Origin of the sequence: Variovorax sp. CF313 (assembly GCF_000282635.1) — a bacterium.
GTDB lineage: Bacteria > Pseudomonadota > Gammaproteobacteria > Burkholderiales > Burkholderiaceae_C > Variovorax.
The window spans coordinates 1-14,014 of sequence record NZ_AKIW01000090.1; the positions used below are offsets into that span (position 1 = coordinate 1).

At 66.9% G+C, this 14,014-nt stretch carries 17 protein-coding genes; 4 read left to right on the forward strand and 13 right to left on the reverse strand.

The features are described 5' to 3' along the window. Nucleotides 1–20 precede the first annotated feature (20 nt). From hpaH to hpaR, 10 genes are read right to left on the reverse strand one after another with little or no spacing between them, the layout of a single operon-like run. The gene (hpaH, locus tag PMI12_RS21745) at nucleotides 21–824 is read right to left on the reverse strand and encodes a 2-oxo-hept-4-ene-1,7-dioate hydratase (RefSeq protein WP_007836778.1); all 804 of its coding nucleotides are present in this window, start codon (nucleotides 822–824) and stop codon (nucleotides 21–23) included. A 10-nt stretch (nucleotides 825–834) separates the two neighbouring features. Beyond that, complete coding sequence (locus tag PMI12_RS21750; protein ID WP_007836780.1) at nucleotides 835–1,242, reverse strand: 5-carboxymethyl-2-hydroxymuconate Delta-isomerase; 408 nt, start codon at nucleotides 1,240–1,242, stop codon at nucleotides 835–837. A gap of 13 nt (nucleotides 1,243–1,255) precedes the next feature. Then, complete coding sequence (locus PMI12_RS21755; RefSeq protein ID WP_007836781.1) at nucleotides 1,256–2,083, reverse strand: extradiol ring-cleavage dioxygenase; 828 nt, start codon at nucleotides 2,081–2,083, stop codon at nucleotides 1,256–1,258. Continuing rightward, nucleotides 2,080–2,415: an aromatic ring-opening dioxygenase subunit LigA gene (locus PMI12_RS21760; protein ID WP_007836782.1), complete on the reverse strand. Its 336-nt coding sequence runs from the start codon at nucleotides 2,413–2,415 to the stop codon at nucleotides 2,080–2,082. Before PMI12_RS21760 ends, PMI12_RS21755 begins: the two co-directional genes overlap by 4 nt. Before the next feature lie 3 nt (nucleotides 2,416–2,418). Beyond that, nucleotides 2,419–3,393 (reverse strand): tripartite tricarboxylate transporter substrate binding protein, encoded by a 975-nt coding sequence (locus PMI12_RS21765; protein ID WP_007836783.1) that lies wholly within the window; start codon nucleotides 3,391–3,393, stop codon nucleotides 2,419–2,421. Then, on the reverse strand, nucleotides 3,390–4,856 hold the full coding sequence (hpaE, locus tag PMI12_RS21770) for a 5-carboxymethyl-2-hydroxymuconate semialdehyde dehydrogenase (RefSeq protein WP_007836784.1): 1,467 nt from the start codon (nucleotides 4,854–4,856) through the stop codon (nucleotides 3,390–3,392). The genes PMI12_RS21765 and hpaE overlap by 4 nt, the downstream gene beginning before the upstream one ends. Nucleotides 4,857–4,876: 20 nt before the next feature. Further along, on the reverse strand, nucleotides 4,877–5,869 hold the full coding sequence (locus tag PMI12_RS21775) for a Bug family tripartite tricarboxylate transporter substrate binding protein (protein WP_007836785.1): 993 nt from the start codon (nucleotides 5,867–5,869) through the stop codon (nucleotides 4,877–4,879). A 42-nt stretch (nucleotides 5,870–5,911) separates the two neighbouring features. Further along, complete coding sequence (locus PMI12_RS21780) at nucleotides 5,912–6,682, reverse strand: fumarylacetoacetate hydrolase family protein (protein WP_007836788.1); 771 nt, start codon at nucleotides 6,680–6,682, stop codon at nucleotides 5,912–5,914. Further along, on the reverse strand, nucleotides 6,679–7,314 hold the full coding sequence (locus PMI12_RS21785) for a fumarylacetoacetate hydrolase family protein (RefSeq protein ID WP_007836790.1): 636 nt from the start codon (nucleotides 7,312–7,314) through the stop codon (nucleotides 6,679–6,681). The genes PMI12_RS21780 and PMI12_RS21785 overlap by 4 nt, the downstream gene beginning before the upstream one ends. Continuing rightward, the gene (gene hpaR, locus PMI12_RS21790; protein ID WP_007836792.1) at nucleotides 7,311–7,745 is read right to left on the reverse strand and encodes a homoprotocatechuate degradation operon regulator HpaR; all 435 of its coding nucleotides are present in this window, start codon (nucleotides 7,743–7,745) and stop codon (nucleotides 7,311–7,313) included. The genes PMI12_RS21785 and hpaR overlap by 4 nt, the downstream gene beginning before the upstream one ends. Before the next feature lie 100 nt (nucleotides 7,746–7,845). Between hpaR and radA the strand changes: the two genes are divergently transcribed. Further along, the gene (gene radA / locus PMI12_RS21795) at nucleotides 7,846–9,237 is read left to right on the forward strand and encodes a DNA repair protein RadA (protein ID WP_007836793.1); all 1,392 of its coding nucleotides are present in this window, start codon (nucleotides 7,846–7,848) and stop codon (nucleotides 9,235–9,237) included. Between the two features lie 68 nt (nucleotides 9,238–9,305). Here the strand turns inward: radA and PMI12_RS21800 are convergent, their stop codons facing one another. Beyond that, entirely contained in the window at nucleotides 9,306–9,761 is a 456-nt protein-coding gene (locus PMI12_RS21800) for a hypothetical protein (RefSeq protein ID WP_007836795.1), read from the reverse strand. Nucleotides 9,762–9,896: 135 nt separating this feature from the next. On the opposite strand from PMI12_RS21800, the gene PMI12_RS21805 reads away from it, so the two are divergent. Next, nucleotides 9,897–10,322, forward strand: a complete 426-nt coding sequence (locus PMI12_RS21805) for a hypothetical protein (RefSeq protein ID WP_007836797.1) — start codon at nucleotides 9,897–9,899, stop codon at nucleotides 10,320–10,322. 22 nt (nucleotides 10,323–10,344) lie between these two features. On the opposite strand, the gene PMI12_RS21810 is transcribed toward PMI12_RS21805, so the two are convergent. After that, a complete protein-coding gene (locus PMI12_RS21810) occupies nucleotides 10,345–11,349 on the reverse strand; it encodes a recombination-associated protein RdgC (RefSeq protein ID WP_007836799.1) in 1,005 nt (334 codons plus the stop codon). Between the two features lie 129 nt (nucleotides 11,350–11,478). Between PMI12_RS21810 and PMI12_RS21815 the strand changes: the two genes are divergently transcribed. Then, the gene (locus tag PMI12_RS21815; RefSeq protein ID WP_007836800.1) at nucleotides 11,479–12,429 is read left to right on the forward strand and encodes a branched-chain amino acid transaminase; all 951 of its coding nucleotides are present in this window, start codon (nucleotides 11,479–11,481) and stop codon (nucleotides 12,427–12,429) included. 8 nt (nucleotides 12,430–12,437) lie between these two features. Beyond that, nucleotides 12,438–12,647, forward strand: a complete 210-nt coding sequence (locus PMI12_RS21820) for a zinc-finger domain-containing protein (protein ID WP_007836801.1) — start codon at nucleotides 12,438–12,440, stop codon at nucleotides 12,645–12,647. Nucleotides 12,648–12,692: 45 nt separating this feature from the next. Here the strand turns inward: PMI12_RS21820 and PMI12_RS21825 are convergent, their stop codons facing one another. After that, nucleotides 12,693–13,964 (reverse strand): O-antigen ligase family protein, encoded by a 1,272-nt coding sequence (locus tag PMI12_RS21825; protein ID WP_042673984.1) that lies wholly within the window; start codon nucleotides 13,962–13,964, stop codon nucleotides 12,693–12,695. Nucleotides 13,965–14,014: the final 50 nt, after the last annotated feature.

Genomic DNA, 14,014 nt, shown 5'->3' on the forward strand with positions numbered 1-14,014 from the left:
GCGAAGCCTGGGGGCGAGCTTCATACAAGTCGGAAGGAGATGGAGCCGAGCGGGCCGTAGTCCGCGTGGAAAGTGTCACCGGGAACTGCGGTGGTGGGCCGTGTGAACGAACCGCCCAGCACCACTTCACCGGCTTCGAGGCATTCGTCCCACGGCGCCAGCTTGTTCGCAAGCCATGCCACACCGGTCGCCGGGTGGTTGAGCACGGCCGCGGCCACGCCCGATTCCTCGATCACGCCGTTCTTGTAGAGCAGCGCGCTCACCCAGCGCAGGTCGACCGCGTCGGGCTTCACCGGCCGGCCACCCATCACGATGCCGGCATTGGCCGCGTTGTCGGCGATGGTGTCGAACACCTTGCGCGGCGCCTTGGTGTGGCGGTCGAACTGCTCGATGCGCGCATCGATGATCTCGATGGCCGGCACCACGTAGTCGGTGGCGGCCAGCACGTCGAAGATGGTCACGTTCGGGCCCCGCAGCTTCTTGCCGAGGACGAAGGCCAGCTCCACCTCGACGCGCGGCGCGATGAAGCGCTTGAACGGGATGTCGCCGCCCTGCTCGAAGAACATGTCGTCCAGCAGCGTGCCGTAGTCGGGCTCGTCGATCTGGCTGGACTGCTGCATGGCGCGCGAGGTCAGGCCGATCTTGTGGCCCTTCACGGTGCGGCCTCCAGCAATCTTGGCCTTCACCCATTCGCGCGAGATGGCGTAGCCGTCTTCCACGGTCATCTCGGGAAAGCGCTTGGAGAAGTGCTCGACCTGCACGCGCGACTTCTCGCTTTCGTGCAATTCGGCGGCCAGTTGGGCGATGGTGGCTTTGGAGAGCATGTGGCTTCGTTCAGTTCTTGTTGAACAGGGGATGCAGGTTGCTGTGCTTGCCGTCGTACACCTGCCCGGGGCTTTCGTCGATCTGCAGCGTGATGCCGATGGGGCGTTGGTCGAAGATCGGCGCGAAATGCGTGCGCACGCCGGCCAGCAGATCGTCGCCGGCCTTCTTCTTCACCGCCTCGGCGCGGCCCGCAGCCATGCGCAGGTTGAGGTAGACGAAGGCGTAGTCGGCCTTGCCATCGGCCACCGCGTGGTGCGCCGCAGGGTAGGCCAGCACGCGCGTACCGCCGATGGGGAACACCGGCTTGCCGGCTGCGTCGCGCTGCTCCAGCATGGTGTCGGCCAGCGTGCGGCACAGGGCCGACATGTCGGTCTCGGCCTCGATATTCGGCGTGTAGAGGATCACCAGATGGGGCATTGCTGTTCTCCGTTCATTCCACCGACATGGTCGCGGCCGTGCACGTTACCGCGAAGATCGGAATCGCCTTCATATGGAAGATCTCACCCTTGCCGCGCGCGGCCGCGGCCACGCTGAGGAAGGTGCGGATCTCGAAGCCGCCCTGGCCCGCCTCGCGGTAGGTGGCTTCGTCGCCATAGTCGTCCAGCGAGAGCATGCCCTCGCGATCGTTGGCGCACCAGCGGCGCATGAACTCGGCGTCCCACTCCGCGTTCACCTTGCCAGAATCGGGCGTGGCCGGCCAGTGCGAGATACCGCCCGTGCCCACCAGCGCGATGCGCTCGGGCACCTTGTCGCAGGCGCGGCGCAAGGCCTCGCCGAAGGCCCAGGCGCGGTGCAGCGGCGTGAGCGGCGGGCCCTGGCAGTTGATGTTCACGGGGATGACCTTGGTGTCGAAGTTCGGCGTGAGGAAGTTCAGCGGCACCATGATGCCGTGGTCGAACTTCCATTCCTCCGCATAGGCCACGTCCACTGTCTGCATCACCTCGCGGATGATGCGCTGCGACAGTGCTGCGTCGCCGGGGATGGTGTGCTTCTCGATGCCCAGCCACTTCGGGTCTTCGATCGGACCTTCGTAGCTGTCGGCCATGCCGATGGCATAGGCCGGCATGTTGTTCATGAAGAAGTTCGCGAAGTGCTCCGCGGCGATCACGATCACCGCGTCGGGCTTGGTGGCGCGCATGGCCTCGCCGAAGCGGTGGAACTGCGCATGGAACTCGTCCTTCACGGCCGGGTCCGCCAGATGCGCGCGGCCGGTGATGCCGGGGGCGTGGCTGCACACGCCTGCAAAAACCAGACTCATACGCCTGCCACCTTTTCGTCTGTGCCCGTCGTCATCGCATAGATGCCCGCGCGCACCGGTCCGTACTTGCGCACGCCTTCGCGCATGGCTTCGAGGTAATCGGCCCACGGAATGCCGAGCAGGGGCGCGAAGTGCATCAGCAACTGGCCGTTGCAGCCGAGCACGTAGAGCTTGCCGATGTCGCCGGTGTCGATGGCTTCGCGTTCTTCGTCGTCGAGGTCATAGCCGGCGAGCAGCGCGGTGCGCGTGTCGCCCCCTTCGGCATAGCGCCGCTGCACTTCGGGTTCGCGGTTGAGCGCGAAGAGGAATTTCTGCATCGCATAGAGGCTCATGGTTCAGCCCTCGATCTGGATGTTGGCCTTGCGGATCACGTCGTCGTACTTCGCGATCTCGCTCTGGATGAAGGCCGCGAAGCGCTCCGGCGTGCCCGACAGCGACGCGATGCCTCCCTTCTGGAAGGCCTCGGTCAACGCGGGGCCCGCGAGCGCGCGGTTCACCTCGGCGTTCACGCGCTGCACGATGGCGTCGGGCGTGCCGGCCGGCGCCAGCAGGCCGTTCCACGAATTGGACTCGATGGGCACGCCCTGTTCGGCCAGTGTGGGTATGGCGGGCGCGTACTGCGAGCGCTGCGCGGTCGCCATGCCCAGCGCCACCAGCTTGCCGCTCTGGATGTGGCCGCGGAACTCGGGCCAGTTGCCGAACATCATCGTCACCTGCCCGCCGAGCAGGTCGGTGAGCGCCGGGCCCTGGCCCTTGTAGGGCACGTGCACGATGTCCAGGCCCATCTGCAGCTTGAGCATCTCGCCAGAGAGATGCGCCGAGGTGCCGTTGCCGAAGGAGGCGAAGCTCAGCGTGCCGGGCTTGGCCTTGGCGGCGTTGCGCAGGTCGGCCAGCGTCTTCAGGCCGCTCGCGGGGTGCGTGGCCAGCACGTGCTCCGACATGCCCATCAGGGCGACGGGGCGCAGGTCTTTCTGCGTGTCGTAGGGCAGCTTGCGTATCAGCTTCTGATTGGCCGCGAAGCTGTTGGCCACGCAGACGAAGGTGTTGCCGTCGGGCGCGGCCTTGGCGGCGGCATCGACGCCGATCACCGTGCCTGCACCGGGCTTGTTGTCGACGATCACCGGCTGGCCCAGCGCCTTCGCCACCTCGGTGCCCACCAGCCGCGCGACGAAGTCGGTGGTGCCGCCGGGCGGGAAGGGCACGATCACGCGGATCGGCTTGTTGGGCCAGGCGGCCTGGGCACGCGCGAGCGAGGGCAACGCGGCGAGTGCGGCCGCGCCTTGCAGCAGCGTGCGGCGCCGCGTGTTCATGCAACGCCCCAGTGCGGAATATGGTGCGAACCCAGCGATACCGCCACGTTCTTCGGCTCGCAGAACACTTCGTAGCTCCAGGTGCCGCCTTCGCGCCCCGTGCCCGAGGCCTTGGTGCCGCCGAAGGGCTGGCGCAGGTCGCGAACGTTCTGGCTGTTGACGAAGCACATGCCGGCTTCCACGGCGGCGGCCACCCGGTGGGCCTTGCCGATGTTCTCGGTCCATACGTAGCTGCTCAGGCCGTACTGGATGTCGTTGGCCAGCCGGATGGCATCGGCCTCGTCCTTGAACGGGATCAGGCAGGCCACGGGGCCGAAGATCTCTTCCTGCGCGATCTTCATGCGGTTGTCGACATCGGCGAACACGGTGGGCATCACGTAGTTGCCCTTCTTCACGCGGTCCGGCAGGTTCGACGGCGCATCGAGCCCGCCGCACAGCATCGTCGCGCCTTCCTTCGGGCCCAGCTCGATGTAGCTGCGCACCTTGGCCAGGTGGGCTTGCGAGATCATCGGGCCGACGATGGTCTTCTCGTCGAGCGGGTCGCCGACCGTGATGCGCTTGGCGCGCTCCGCGAACTTCGCGGCGAAGTCGGCGTAGATCGACTGCTGCACCAGGATGCGCGAGCCGGCCGTGCAGCGTTCGCCGTTGTTGCTGAAGATCATGAACACGGCCGCGTCGAGCGCGCGGTCGAGGTCGGCGTCTTCGAAGATCACGAACGGGCTCTTGCCGCCGAGTTCCATGCTGAACTTCTTCAGCCCCGCGCTCTTCACGATGCGATTGCCCGTGGCGGTGGAGCCGGTGAACGAAATGGCGCGCACGTCGGGGTGCCCCACCAGCGGCTCGCCGGCCTCCTTGCCGTAGCCGTGCACGAGGTTCAGCACGCCGGGCGGAATGCCCGCTTCGAGCGCCAGTTCGCCCAGCCGCGCGGCCGTCAGCGGCGACAGCTCGCTCATCTTCAGCACCGCCGTGTTGCCGAAGGCCAGGCAGGGCGCGACCTTCCAGGTGGCGGTCATGAAGGGCACGTTCCACGGGCTGATGAGCGCGCAAACGCCCACCGGATGGAACAGCGTGTAGTTCAGGTGCGTGGGCGTCGGGTAGGTGTGGCCGTCCACGCGCGTGCACATCTCGGCGAAGTAGTAGAAGTTGTCGGCCGCGCGCGGAATCAGCTGCTTGCCGGTCTGCGCGATCACCTGGCCACAGTCGTCGGTCTCGGTCTGCGCGATCTCGGGCACGTGCTTCGCGATCAGGTCGCCGAGCTTGCGGATCAGCTTGGCGCGCTCGGGTGCGGGCAGGCCGGCCCATTTGGGAAAGGCTTCCTTGGCGGCGGCCACGGCGGCGTTCACTTCGGCTTCGCCGCCCGAGGCGACTTCGGCCAGCACTTCCTGCGTGGCCGGGTTGACGGTCTCGAAGTAGTCCTTGCCCGTGACGGACTTGCCGCCGATGAGATGGTCGATCTGTTGCATGAAGAGGTGTCCGGTCCGGTTCAATCGAGTTTGATGTCGCGCGCCTTGATCAGGGCATGCCATTTCTTGCGCTCGGCGTCGGTGTAGCGCGTCATTTCGGTGGCGTCGGCGGGGCGTGCTTCCCAGCCCGCGTCGTAGAGCTTCTGGCGCACGCCGCCGTCGGCCATGGCCTTCTGAAGCTCGGCGCCCAGCTTCGCCTGCACTTCCTTCGGCGTGGCCGCGGGCGCGACGAGGCCCTGCCAGGTGTAGGCCTCGACGTTGGCAAAGCCGAGTTCCTTCGCGGTGGGAATGTTCGGCAGCTGCGGCACGCGCTCGGCCGACATGGCGAGAAGCGGCACCACCTTGCCGGCCTTGACGGCGCTCACGCCGCTGGGCAGGTCGAGCATCATCAGCGCGACCTGGCCGCCCATCAGGTCCTGCAGTGCGGGCGCGCCGCCCTTGTACGGCACGTGCAGCATCGACACGCCGGCTTCGCGCTGGAACAACTCGAGCGCCAGGTGGTGCGGGCTGCCGGTGCCCGGCGTGGCGATGCTGTACTTGCCGGGCGAAGCCTTGAGCGCGGTGAGAAATGCCTTGGCATCGGCGATGCCGGCGTTGGGCGCGGCCGTGAGGATGAGCGGCGAGCGGCCCATCATGCCGACCAGCGCGAAGTCTTTTTCGGCGTCGTAGGGCAGCTTCTTGTAGAGCGCGGGGTTGTAGACCAGCACGCCGTTGTCGGCCGAGAACACGGTATAGCCGTCGCCCGGTGCGCGCGCCACGTTCTCCGACGCGATGATCGCGCCCGCGCCGGGCTTGTTGTCGACGAGCACCGGCTGGCCTAGCTGCTGCGATACCTGCGCGCCGACCGTGCGCGCGAGAAAGTCGGTGCCGCCGCCCGCCGGGTAGCCCACCACCCAGCGCACGGGCTTGGTGGGGAAGGCCGCAGTCTGCGCGGGCGCGTCGAGCGCGAACATCGAGGCGCTCACGGCCACGAGGGCGGCGGCGAGGGCGAGCGTTTTCTTTCCGGCGTTCATTGCGTTTGTCTCCGCTTGTTGATGTGTGACAGGAAAAAGGGTTCAGGCCGCGTCGATGGTGTTGACCAGCGCGCCGATGTGCTCGATCTCGGTCACGACCACATCGCCCGGCTTGCAATCGACCACGCCGTCGGGCGTGCCCGTGAGGATCAGGTCGCCCGGCGACAGCGTCATGAAGCGGCTGAAGTACGCGATGAGGAAGGGCGCGTCGAAGATCATGTCGCGCGTGTTGCCTTGCTGCGTGACCGTGCCGTTGACCGTGGTGCGCAATGCAAGAGCCATGGGGTCGGGCACGTCGGCCGCGTCGACGAACCACGGACCCAGCGGCGTGCAGGTGTCGCGGTTCTTCACGCGCAGGTTGGGGCGGTACCAGTTCTCGAGGTAGTCGCGGATTGCGTAATCGTTGGCCACCGTGTAGCCGCCGATGAAGTCATACGCGTCATCGCGCTTCACGTTCTTCGCGGTCTTGCCGACCACGATGGCGAGCTCGCATTCGTAGTGCATGAACTGCACGCCGGCCGGACGGTGCGTGAGCTGGCGGTGGCCGATGAGCGTGCTCTGGCCCTTGACGAACACCAGCGGTTCCTCGGGTGCCTTGAACTCGAGCTCCTTCGCGTGGTCGGCGTAGTTCAGGCCTAGCGCGAGGATGGTGCGCGGCCGCGCCGTGGGCGCGAGCGGTGGCAGCCAGACGAGCTGCTCCTGCGGCACGATGCGGCCGTCGTCCAGGCGCACGGCGGCGTCTTGCTGCCCATTGAACTCATGGCTCGCGCCGGAATGCTCGCGGCCTTCGAAGATGACGCGTGCGTGCTTCATGCGGCCTCCTTCACCAGCGTGTTGCTCAGGGTCTCGAAGCCCGGCGCCGAGATGTCGATGCGCTGGCCCGCGCGGGCCAGCGGACGGCCAAGGTCGCAGCCGAGCATCAGGACGTCGCCGTGCGCCAGCGTCATGAACTCGCCGACATCGGCAAGCAGTTGCTGCGCCGGGCGCACGAGCTGCGAGAAGACGATGGATTGCTTCAGCTCGCCGTCGATGCGCACCTCGACGAGGAAGTTCGCGGGGTCGGCCACCTCCTGTGCGTCGCGCAGCACGGGGCCGATGCCGAGGAAGCCGTCGACGCACTTGAACTTCACCGGCGGGCGGAAGAAGCTCGCATGGGGAATCGACAGGTCGTTCATCAGCACGAAGCCCTCGACGTCGCCTTCGGCGCCGATCACCATGCCGATGCTTGCGCCGATTTCCACCTCGGGCACGGTCGCCGGCACTGCAATGGCGCTGCCGTGCGGGCTCCAGGTGTTGGCCGTCTTCACATAGAGCACGGGCGCCTTCGGCGGTGCCTTGTAGGGCGGCTGCGTCATCTGCGCTGCGAGCGCCACCACTTCGGCGCGGAAGTTCAGCAGGGTGCCGTACACCGTGCCGGTGGGCAGGAAATGGGGGGCGCTGCTCATGAAGGTTGCTCCAGTGCGATGAGTTCGTCGAGCAGCCCGTAGAGCTGCGCGAGCTTGGCCTTGCCGAGCGACTTTTCCATCCAGTCGTAATGCGCCTCGATGCTGGTGCCCAGCCGCTTCACCAGCTTCATGCCGTGCGGCGTGGCCTCGACCACGGTGCGGCGCTGGTCGGCAGGGTCGCGCGCGCGGGTGATGAGGTTGTCGCGCTCCATGCGCGCAAGCACGCCGGTGAGGCTGGGCCCGAGGATGAAAGCTTCGCGCGCCACGCGGCCGGTGTCGACCGCACCGTGTTCGCCCAGCACGCGCAGCACGCGCCATTGCTGGTCGGACAGCGCGTGCTCGCGCAGGCTGGGCCGGGTGTGGGCCATCACGGCTTCGCGGGCCTGCAGCAGCAGGCGCGGCAAATTGCGGTGCGTGAATGTCGTGCTCAAGACGCGTCTCTCTTTGAAATTACTTAACATGTTAAATGATTCGCCAGAGCTTTCCTAGCTGTCAGTCATCAGGGTTTGTGCGGACACCTAAACTCGCCGCATGGCCAAGGACAAAACACTTTTCGTCTGCAGTGAATGCGGCGGCACCAGCCCCAAATGGCTCGGAAAATGCCCGAGCTGCGGCGCCTGGAACACATTGATCGAGCAAGTCGCGGGCGCGGGCAGCGGCCCGGCCAACAACCGCTTCGGTACGCAGTTCGCATCGCTCGCGGGCGCGTCGGAGCTCGCCACGCTGTCGGAAATAGAAGCGACCGACGTCGCGCGCACGCCCACAGGCATTGACGAGCTCGACCGCGTGCTGGGCGGCGGCATCGTCTCGGGCGGCGTCACGCTGATCGGCGGCGACCCGGGCATCGGCAAGTCGACGCTGCTGCTGCAGGCGGTCGATGCGCTGCAGCGCGCGGGGCAGAACGCGCTGTATGTCACCGGTGAAGAAAGCGGGGCGCAGGTGGCGCTGCGATCCAAACGGCTCGGGCTCGATCACTCTCAGGTGCAGGTGCTGGCCGAGATCCAGCTGGAGAAGATCATCGCCACGCTCGACGCCACGCGTCCGGCCATCGCGGTGATCGATTCGATCCAGACTGTCTATTCGGACCAGCTCACGTCAGCCCCCGGTTCCGTCGCGCAGGTGCGCGAATGCGCGGCGCACTTGACGCGCTTCGCCAAGACCAGCGGCACGGCCGTGGTGCTGGTGGGCCACGTCACCAAGGAAGGCGCACTGGCCGGCCCACGCGTGCTCGAACACATGGTCGACACGGTGCTGTACTTCGAGGGCGACACGCATTCGAGCTTCCGCCTCGTGCGCGCCATCAAGAACCGCTTCGGCGCGGTCAACGAGATCGGCGTGTTCGCCATGACCGAGCGCGGCCTCAAGGGCGTGACCAATCCGAGCGCCATCTTCCTGAGCCAGCATGCCGAGCCGGTGCCCGGCAGCGTGGTACTGGTGACGCTCGAAGGCACGCGGCCGATGCTGGTGGAAATCCAGGCGCTGGTCGACAACGGCGGTCCGAGCCCGCGCCGCCTGTCGGTGGGCCTGGACCGCGACCGCCTCGCGATGCTGCTGGCCGTGCTGCACCGCCATGCGGGCGTGGCCTGCATGGACCAGGACGTGTTCGTCAACGCGGTGGGCGGCGTGCGCATCAGCGAGCCCGCGGCCGACCTCGCCGTGATGCTGGCCATCACCTCGAGCCTGCGCGGCAAACCGCTGCCCAAGGGCTTCATCGCGTTCGGTGAGGTGGGCCTGGCCGGCGAGGTGCGGCCGGCGCCGCGCGGGCAGGAGCGCCTGCGCGAGGCTGCCAAGCTGGGCTTCAGCGTGGCGGTGGTTCCAAAGGCCAACGCGCCCCGCAAGGGCGCGAAGGAAATCGAAGGGCTGACGATCCACGCCGTCGACCGCATCGAAGAGGCGATGGACGTGGTCCGCCGCCTCGACTGATTGATTGATCAGTGACGGGAAGTCCGGAAAAAATGGCCCGGCGCACCGTGGCGCCGGGCCCACCCTCCCTATCCCCCGATGTGCATCGTGAACGCCGGTCCGCTGTTGAGCACGCATTGGCCGCTGCCCAACGTGGCCGAGTTCATCGTGTACTGGCAACTCAGGTTGCCGCCGCGGCTGCCGGTGGCATTCGCCACGCCGGTGCCTCGCGAGCCTGCGACCCGGGTTGCCTCTCCCTGAAACTGTTCGCCGCCGATCTGTGCGTTGAAGTGGCCGCGGCCGTTCATGTCGTTCGTGACCGTGCCGGCGACGGCGCCGTAGCGCGCGGCTTCGGCGTTCGACGGGTACAGCCGCGCGTTGAAGGTCTGTGCGACCGGGCCCGGTGCCACGGCGTACGCCTGCGAGGGCGGTGCTGCGGGAGCGGGTTGTCCGAGCGGGACCACGTAGCAGCCGCTGAGGGCGATGCCCGCGAGCGCGGCGACGAGGGTGAGACGAACGAAAGTGACGGAACGCGGAATGGTCATACGCTTTTCAGTGGCCCGGGCTGATGCCCGTGCGGCGAAATGTGCCGCGTGGCGCTCGCGTGCCGTGCGCTTTTCGGGGGGAGTACCGTCCGGCGCGCCCGGCGGTAGCCATGGTCGCTACTGCGGGCGGCGACAATGCGCGCCATGAATTTCAAGAAATTTCTGGTGCCCGTCGGTGCCGTCCTTCTCCTCGGGCTGGCGTGGCGCAGCGGCGGATGGGGCGGCGTGGCCCTGGCCGGTGGCGCGATCGTGATGTTCCTGCTGTTGCACTTCAACCGCGCGATGCAGGTGCTCAAGCGAGCCGCCGAGCGGCCGGTGGGCTATGTGGCAAGTGCCGTGATGCTCAATGCCAAGCTCAAGCCTGGGGTCACGCTGATGCACGTGATCGCGATGACGCGCGCCCTCGGCGAGCTGCGCTCGCCCAAGGACGAGCAGCCCGAGCACTACCGCTGGACCGACGGCGGCGGCTCGTACGTAGACGCCGTGTTCAATGGCGGCAAGCTGCAGAGCTGGACGATGACGCGGCCCGAAACCCCGGAAGAAGACCCGCCGGCGGCCTGAGCCACGCCTGTTGGAAGACGCGTCAGAACGGCGCGTCTTCTTCCTCGGGCGCGTCGGCCGGGGTCGTCATTGTGGGCGCGGCTGCTGCTGCGGCGGGCTTCGCCGCTTCGTCCGGCACGGCCGCCGAGAATGCCGCCTCGCCGCCGAGCGCATCGAGCAGCGCCGGCACCAGCTGGCCCAGTTCGCCCGTGGCAATGGCCACATCGGCGTCGAAGTTGTCTTCCTTCTTGCCGCCCGCGGCGCCGTCGCCCGTGCCTTCGAGGAAGGTGATCTTGCGGATCAGCAGGCCATGCGTCAGCTCGAACGACACGCGGTCGTCCCAGGTGAGCGCCAGGCGCGTCGGGCGCTTGCCGTCCGTGATGTGCTTCTGCACTTCCTCGATGTCCAGCGGATGCTTGGCGTAGCGCACCACGGCCTTGGAGTCGTCCGAGGCCTTGAGCTCGCACTCGCGGTCGATGGTGAAGCCGGCTGGCGGCTCCTGCGTCAGCAGCCAGTTGGCCATGGCGGCGGCGGGCTCGATCTGCGTGTTGATGAGGGCCACCGCGAAACCGTCGAGCGACTTCACGAGGCTGGTGACCACTTCGTCGGCGCGCGATGCGTTGCCGCTGTTGATCACGAGGCGGTTCTCGGCCTTGTCGATCCACACCGTCACGCGCGCACTGCGGGTGAAGGCCATCGGCAGCAGCTCCAGGGTGATGTCTTCCTTGAGTTCCTTCTTTTCCTTCTTGCCGGGCTTGCGGCCGGTGGTGGCTTCGATCTGAGCGCAGCGTTCGTCGAGCTTGCGGCGCACCACCGAGCCGGGGACCTGCTTGCTCTCGATCATGTATTCGACCAACCACTGGCCGTCGATGGACTCGACCAGCGGGCCATTGGCTTCGCCGCGGGGCTCGACCCAGCCGGCGGACTTTTCCTGCGAGGGGCCACAAGGCACGAAGCGCTGCTTGCCGAGCCCTTCTTCTGCCTCGGTCAGTGTCTGGGACCAGGCAGGTTCGATGCGATAGACGATGACGTTCTTGAATACGGACACGGAAACCCTTTTCCACTGGTTTGCACAACCGGGCATTGTCGGGCACCCCGCCAATCCCGCCGCCGTAAAATCGAAAGCTTTTGCGACTTCCCACCTCGCTCCCAACACCGCTTCCAAAGGAATCAGGAAATGAGCTCGATCCCCCCCTCGCTGGACGACCGTGACGGCAAGATCTGGATGGACGGCGAACTCGTGGACTGGCGCGACGCCAAGATCCACGTGCTGAGCCACACGCTGCACTACGGCTGCGGCGCCTTCGAGGGCGTGCGCGCCTACAAGACGCCCGAGGGCACCGCGATCTTCCGCCTGGCCGAGCACACCGAGCGCCTGTTCAACAGCGCCAAGATCCTGCGCATGAAGATCCCGTTCACGCAAGAACAGCTGAACGAGGCCCAGAAACAGGTGGTGCGCGAGAACAAGCTCGAAAGCTGCTACCTGCGCCCGCTGATCTGGATCGGCTCCGAGAAGCTCGGCGTGAGCCCCAAGGGCAATCGCGTCCACGCCATGGTCGCGGCCTGGTCGTGGGGCGCCTACCTCGGTGAAGAAGGCATGAAGCGCGGCATCCGCGTGAAGACTTCGAGCTATACCCGCCACCACGTCAACATCACGATGACGCAGGCCAAGACGGTGAGCAACTACACCAACTCGATCCTCGCCAACATGGAAGCGCTGGACGACGGCTACGACGAGGCGCTGCTGCTCGACGCGAGCGGCTTCGTCTCCGAAGGCGCGGGCGAGAACATCTTCGTGGTCAAGGGCGGCGTGGTCTACACGCCCGACCTGTCGGCCGGCGCGCTCAACGGCATCACGCGCAACACCATCCTGCACGTGTGCAAGGACCTGGGCCTGGAGCTGGTGCAGAAGCGCATCACGCGCGACGAGGTCTACATTGCCGACGAAGCCTTCTTCACCGGCACCGCCGCTGAAGTGACGCCCATCCGCGAACTCGACCGCGTCGAGATCGGCAACCGCGGCGACGGCGGCGCCCGTGGCCCGATCACCGAGAAAATCCAGTCTGCCTTCTTCGACATCGTGAACGGCAAGAATCCCAAGTACGCCCACTGGCTCACGAAAGTCTGAGAAAACCCATGTCCACCAATGCAGTCGTCGAACTCCTGGCCAAGGAGCTCAATCATCAAGGCGGCGTGTTCTGCCCCAGCCCCAAGGCCGACATGAAGCTCTGGAACAGCCACCCGAAGGTCTACCTCGACGTGGCGCGCACCGGCGAGGCCAAGTGCCCGTATTGCGGCACGGTGTACCGGCTGAAGGCCGGCGAGACGGTGTCGTCGCGGCACTGAGCCGCCGGCCGCCGAGCCATCCGGCCCCGGCCGTCCGATGCCTCTTCAGGCAGCCGGGCGGGTGGGGTCTTTTTCCGGGTTTTCCAGGCTCTTCAAGCGCGAGGACAGCAGTCCGCGCCATGGATCCGGGTCGTTCTTCTCCTGCGCGAGCCGCAGGTAGACCATCGAGACGAACAGCAGCGCCAGGCCGATCTGCGCGTCGCGCATGGCCGAATTCACGCTCGATGCGATCAGCGCGATCAGCGTCGCGGCCAGCGCATAGCGGCCCGCGATGTCGGGCCGCTTCCATGCCTGCCAGACGGCGGCGACCATGATGATGAGCAGGCTCAGCAGGGCAGGCAGCCCGCCTTGCGCGCCGGCCCACAGGAAGTCGTTGTGCGGCATGTTCGAGTCGGCGAGCAGCGCCGGGCCGCGCTTGTGCCACTGGTCGGTCCAGCCACCGATGCCCCAGCCGGTGAACGGTCGATCGGCGATCATGAGGCCGGTGTCGCGGTACATGTAGTAGCGGATGACCCAGCTGCCCTTGAAGACCGCGCCGGCCTGCGCCTCCTCGAGTTCCTGCACGCCGGTCTCGACCTTGTGCTGCAGCTGCGGCACCTGATAGAGCGCCGCCCCGAGCACCACAGCCCCCAGCACCAGCGCGCCCACCAGCATCTTCAGGTGATTGCGCCACTGATGGACGCAGACCACCGGAATCACCAGCAGCAGCGCGAGCACCGAGGTGCGCGAGGTCAGCGGCAGCGCCACCACCAGGCCCAGTCCGAGCATCAGCACGAAGGCGGGAATGGAGCGCAGCGGCCTGTGCGCGGCGATCTGCGCGATGCCCCATACGGCGGCCGTGGACGCCACCACGCTGAACAGCAGTGCGTTGCTGATCGACTTGTTGCCCACTTCCATCACCACAGCGCGCAGCGGCAACCAGATGTTGAAGCCGCCGACCGCGTAGAAGAAGCTGACCAGCAGGATGTTCAGCACGGCGACCAGCAGGAAGCCGCGCAGCGCCCAGATGGCCTCTTCGCGCGTGAGCGCCATCGCCATGAGCATGGTGAGGCCGATGCGGATGCCGTGGAACAGGTTGGAGCCGGTCTCGGGATAGTGCTGCCCGATGGCCAGCACGATGAGGGTCCAGGCCAGGTAGGCCATCACCGGCCACCACAGCGGGTTGGCGCGCAGCCGCGCATAGCGCTTGTCCAGGCCGCCGGCCACCAGCATGGTGAGCAGCAGCAGGATGGCCGAAAGATAGGTGACGCCGACCGGCATGAACACCACCAGCCCCCAGAACATGGCCGCGGGCCGAACGATGTGCGATCTCTGCATAGGGGCGGGATTTTAGGTGGACGGGCTTGGTACTCCCCCAGGCTTCGCGC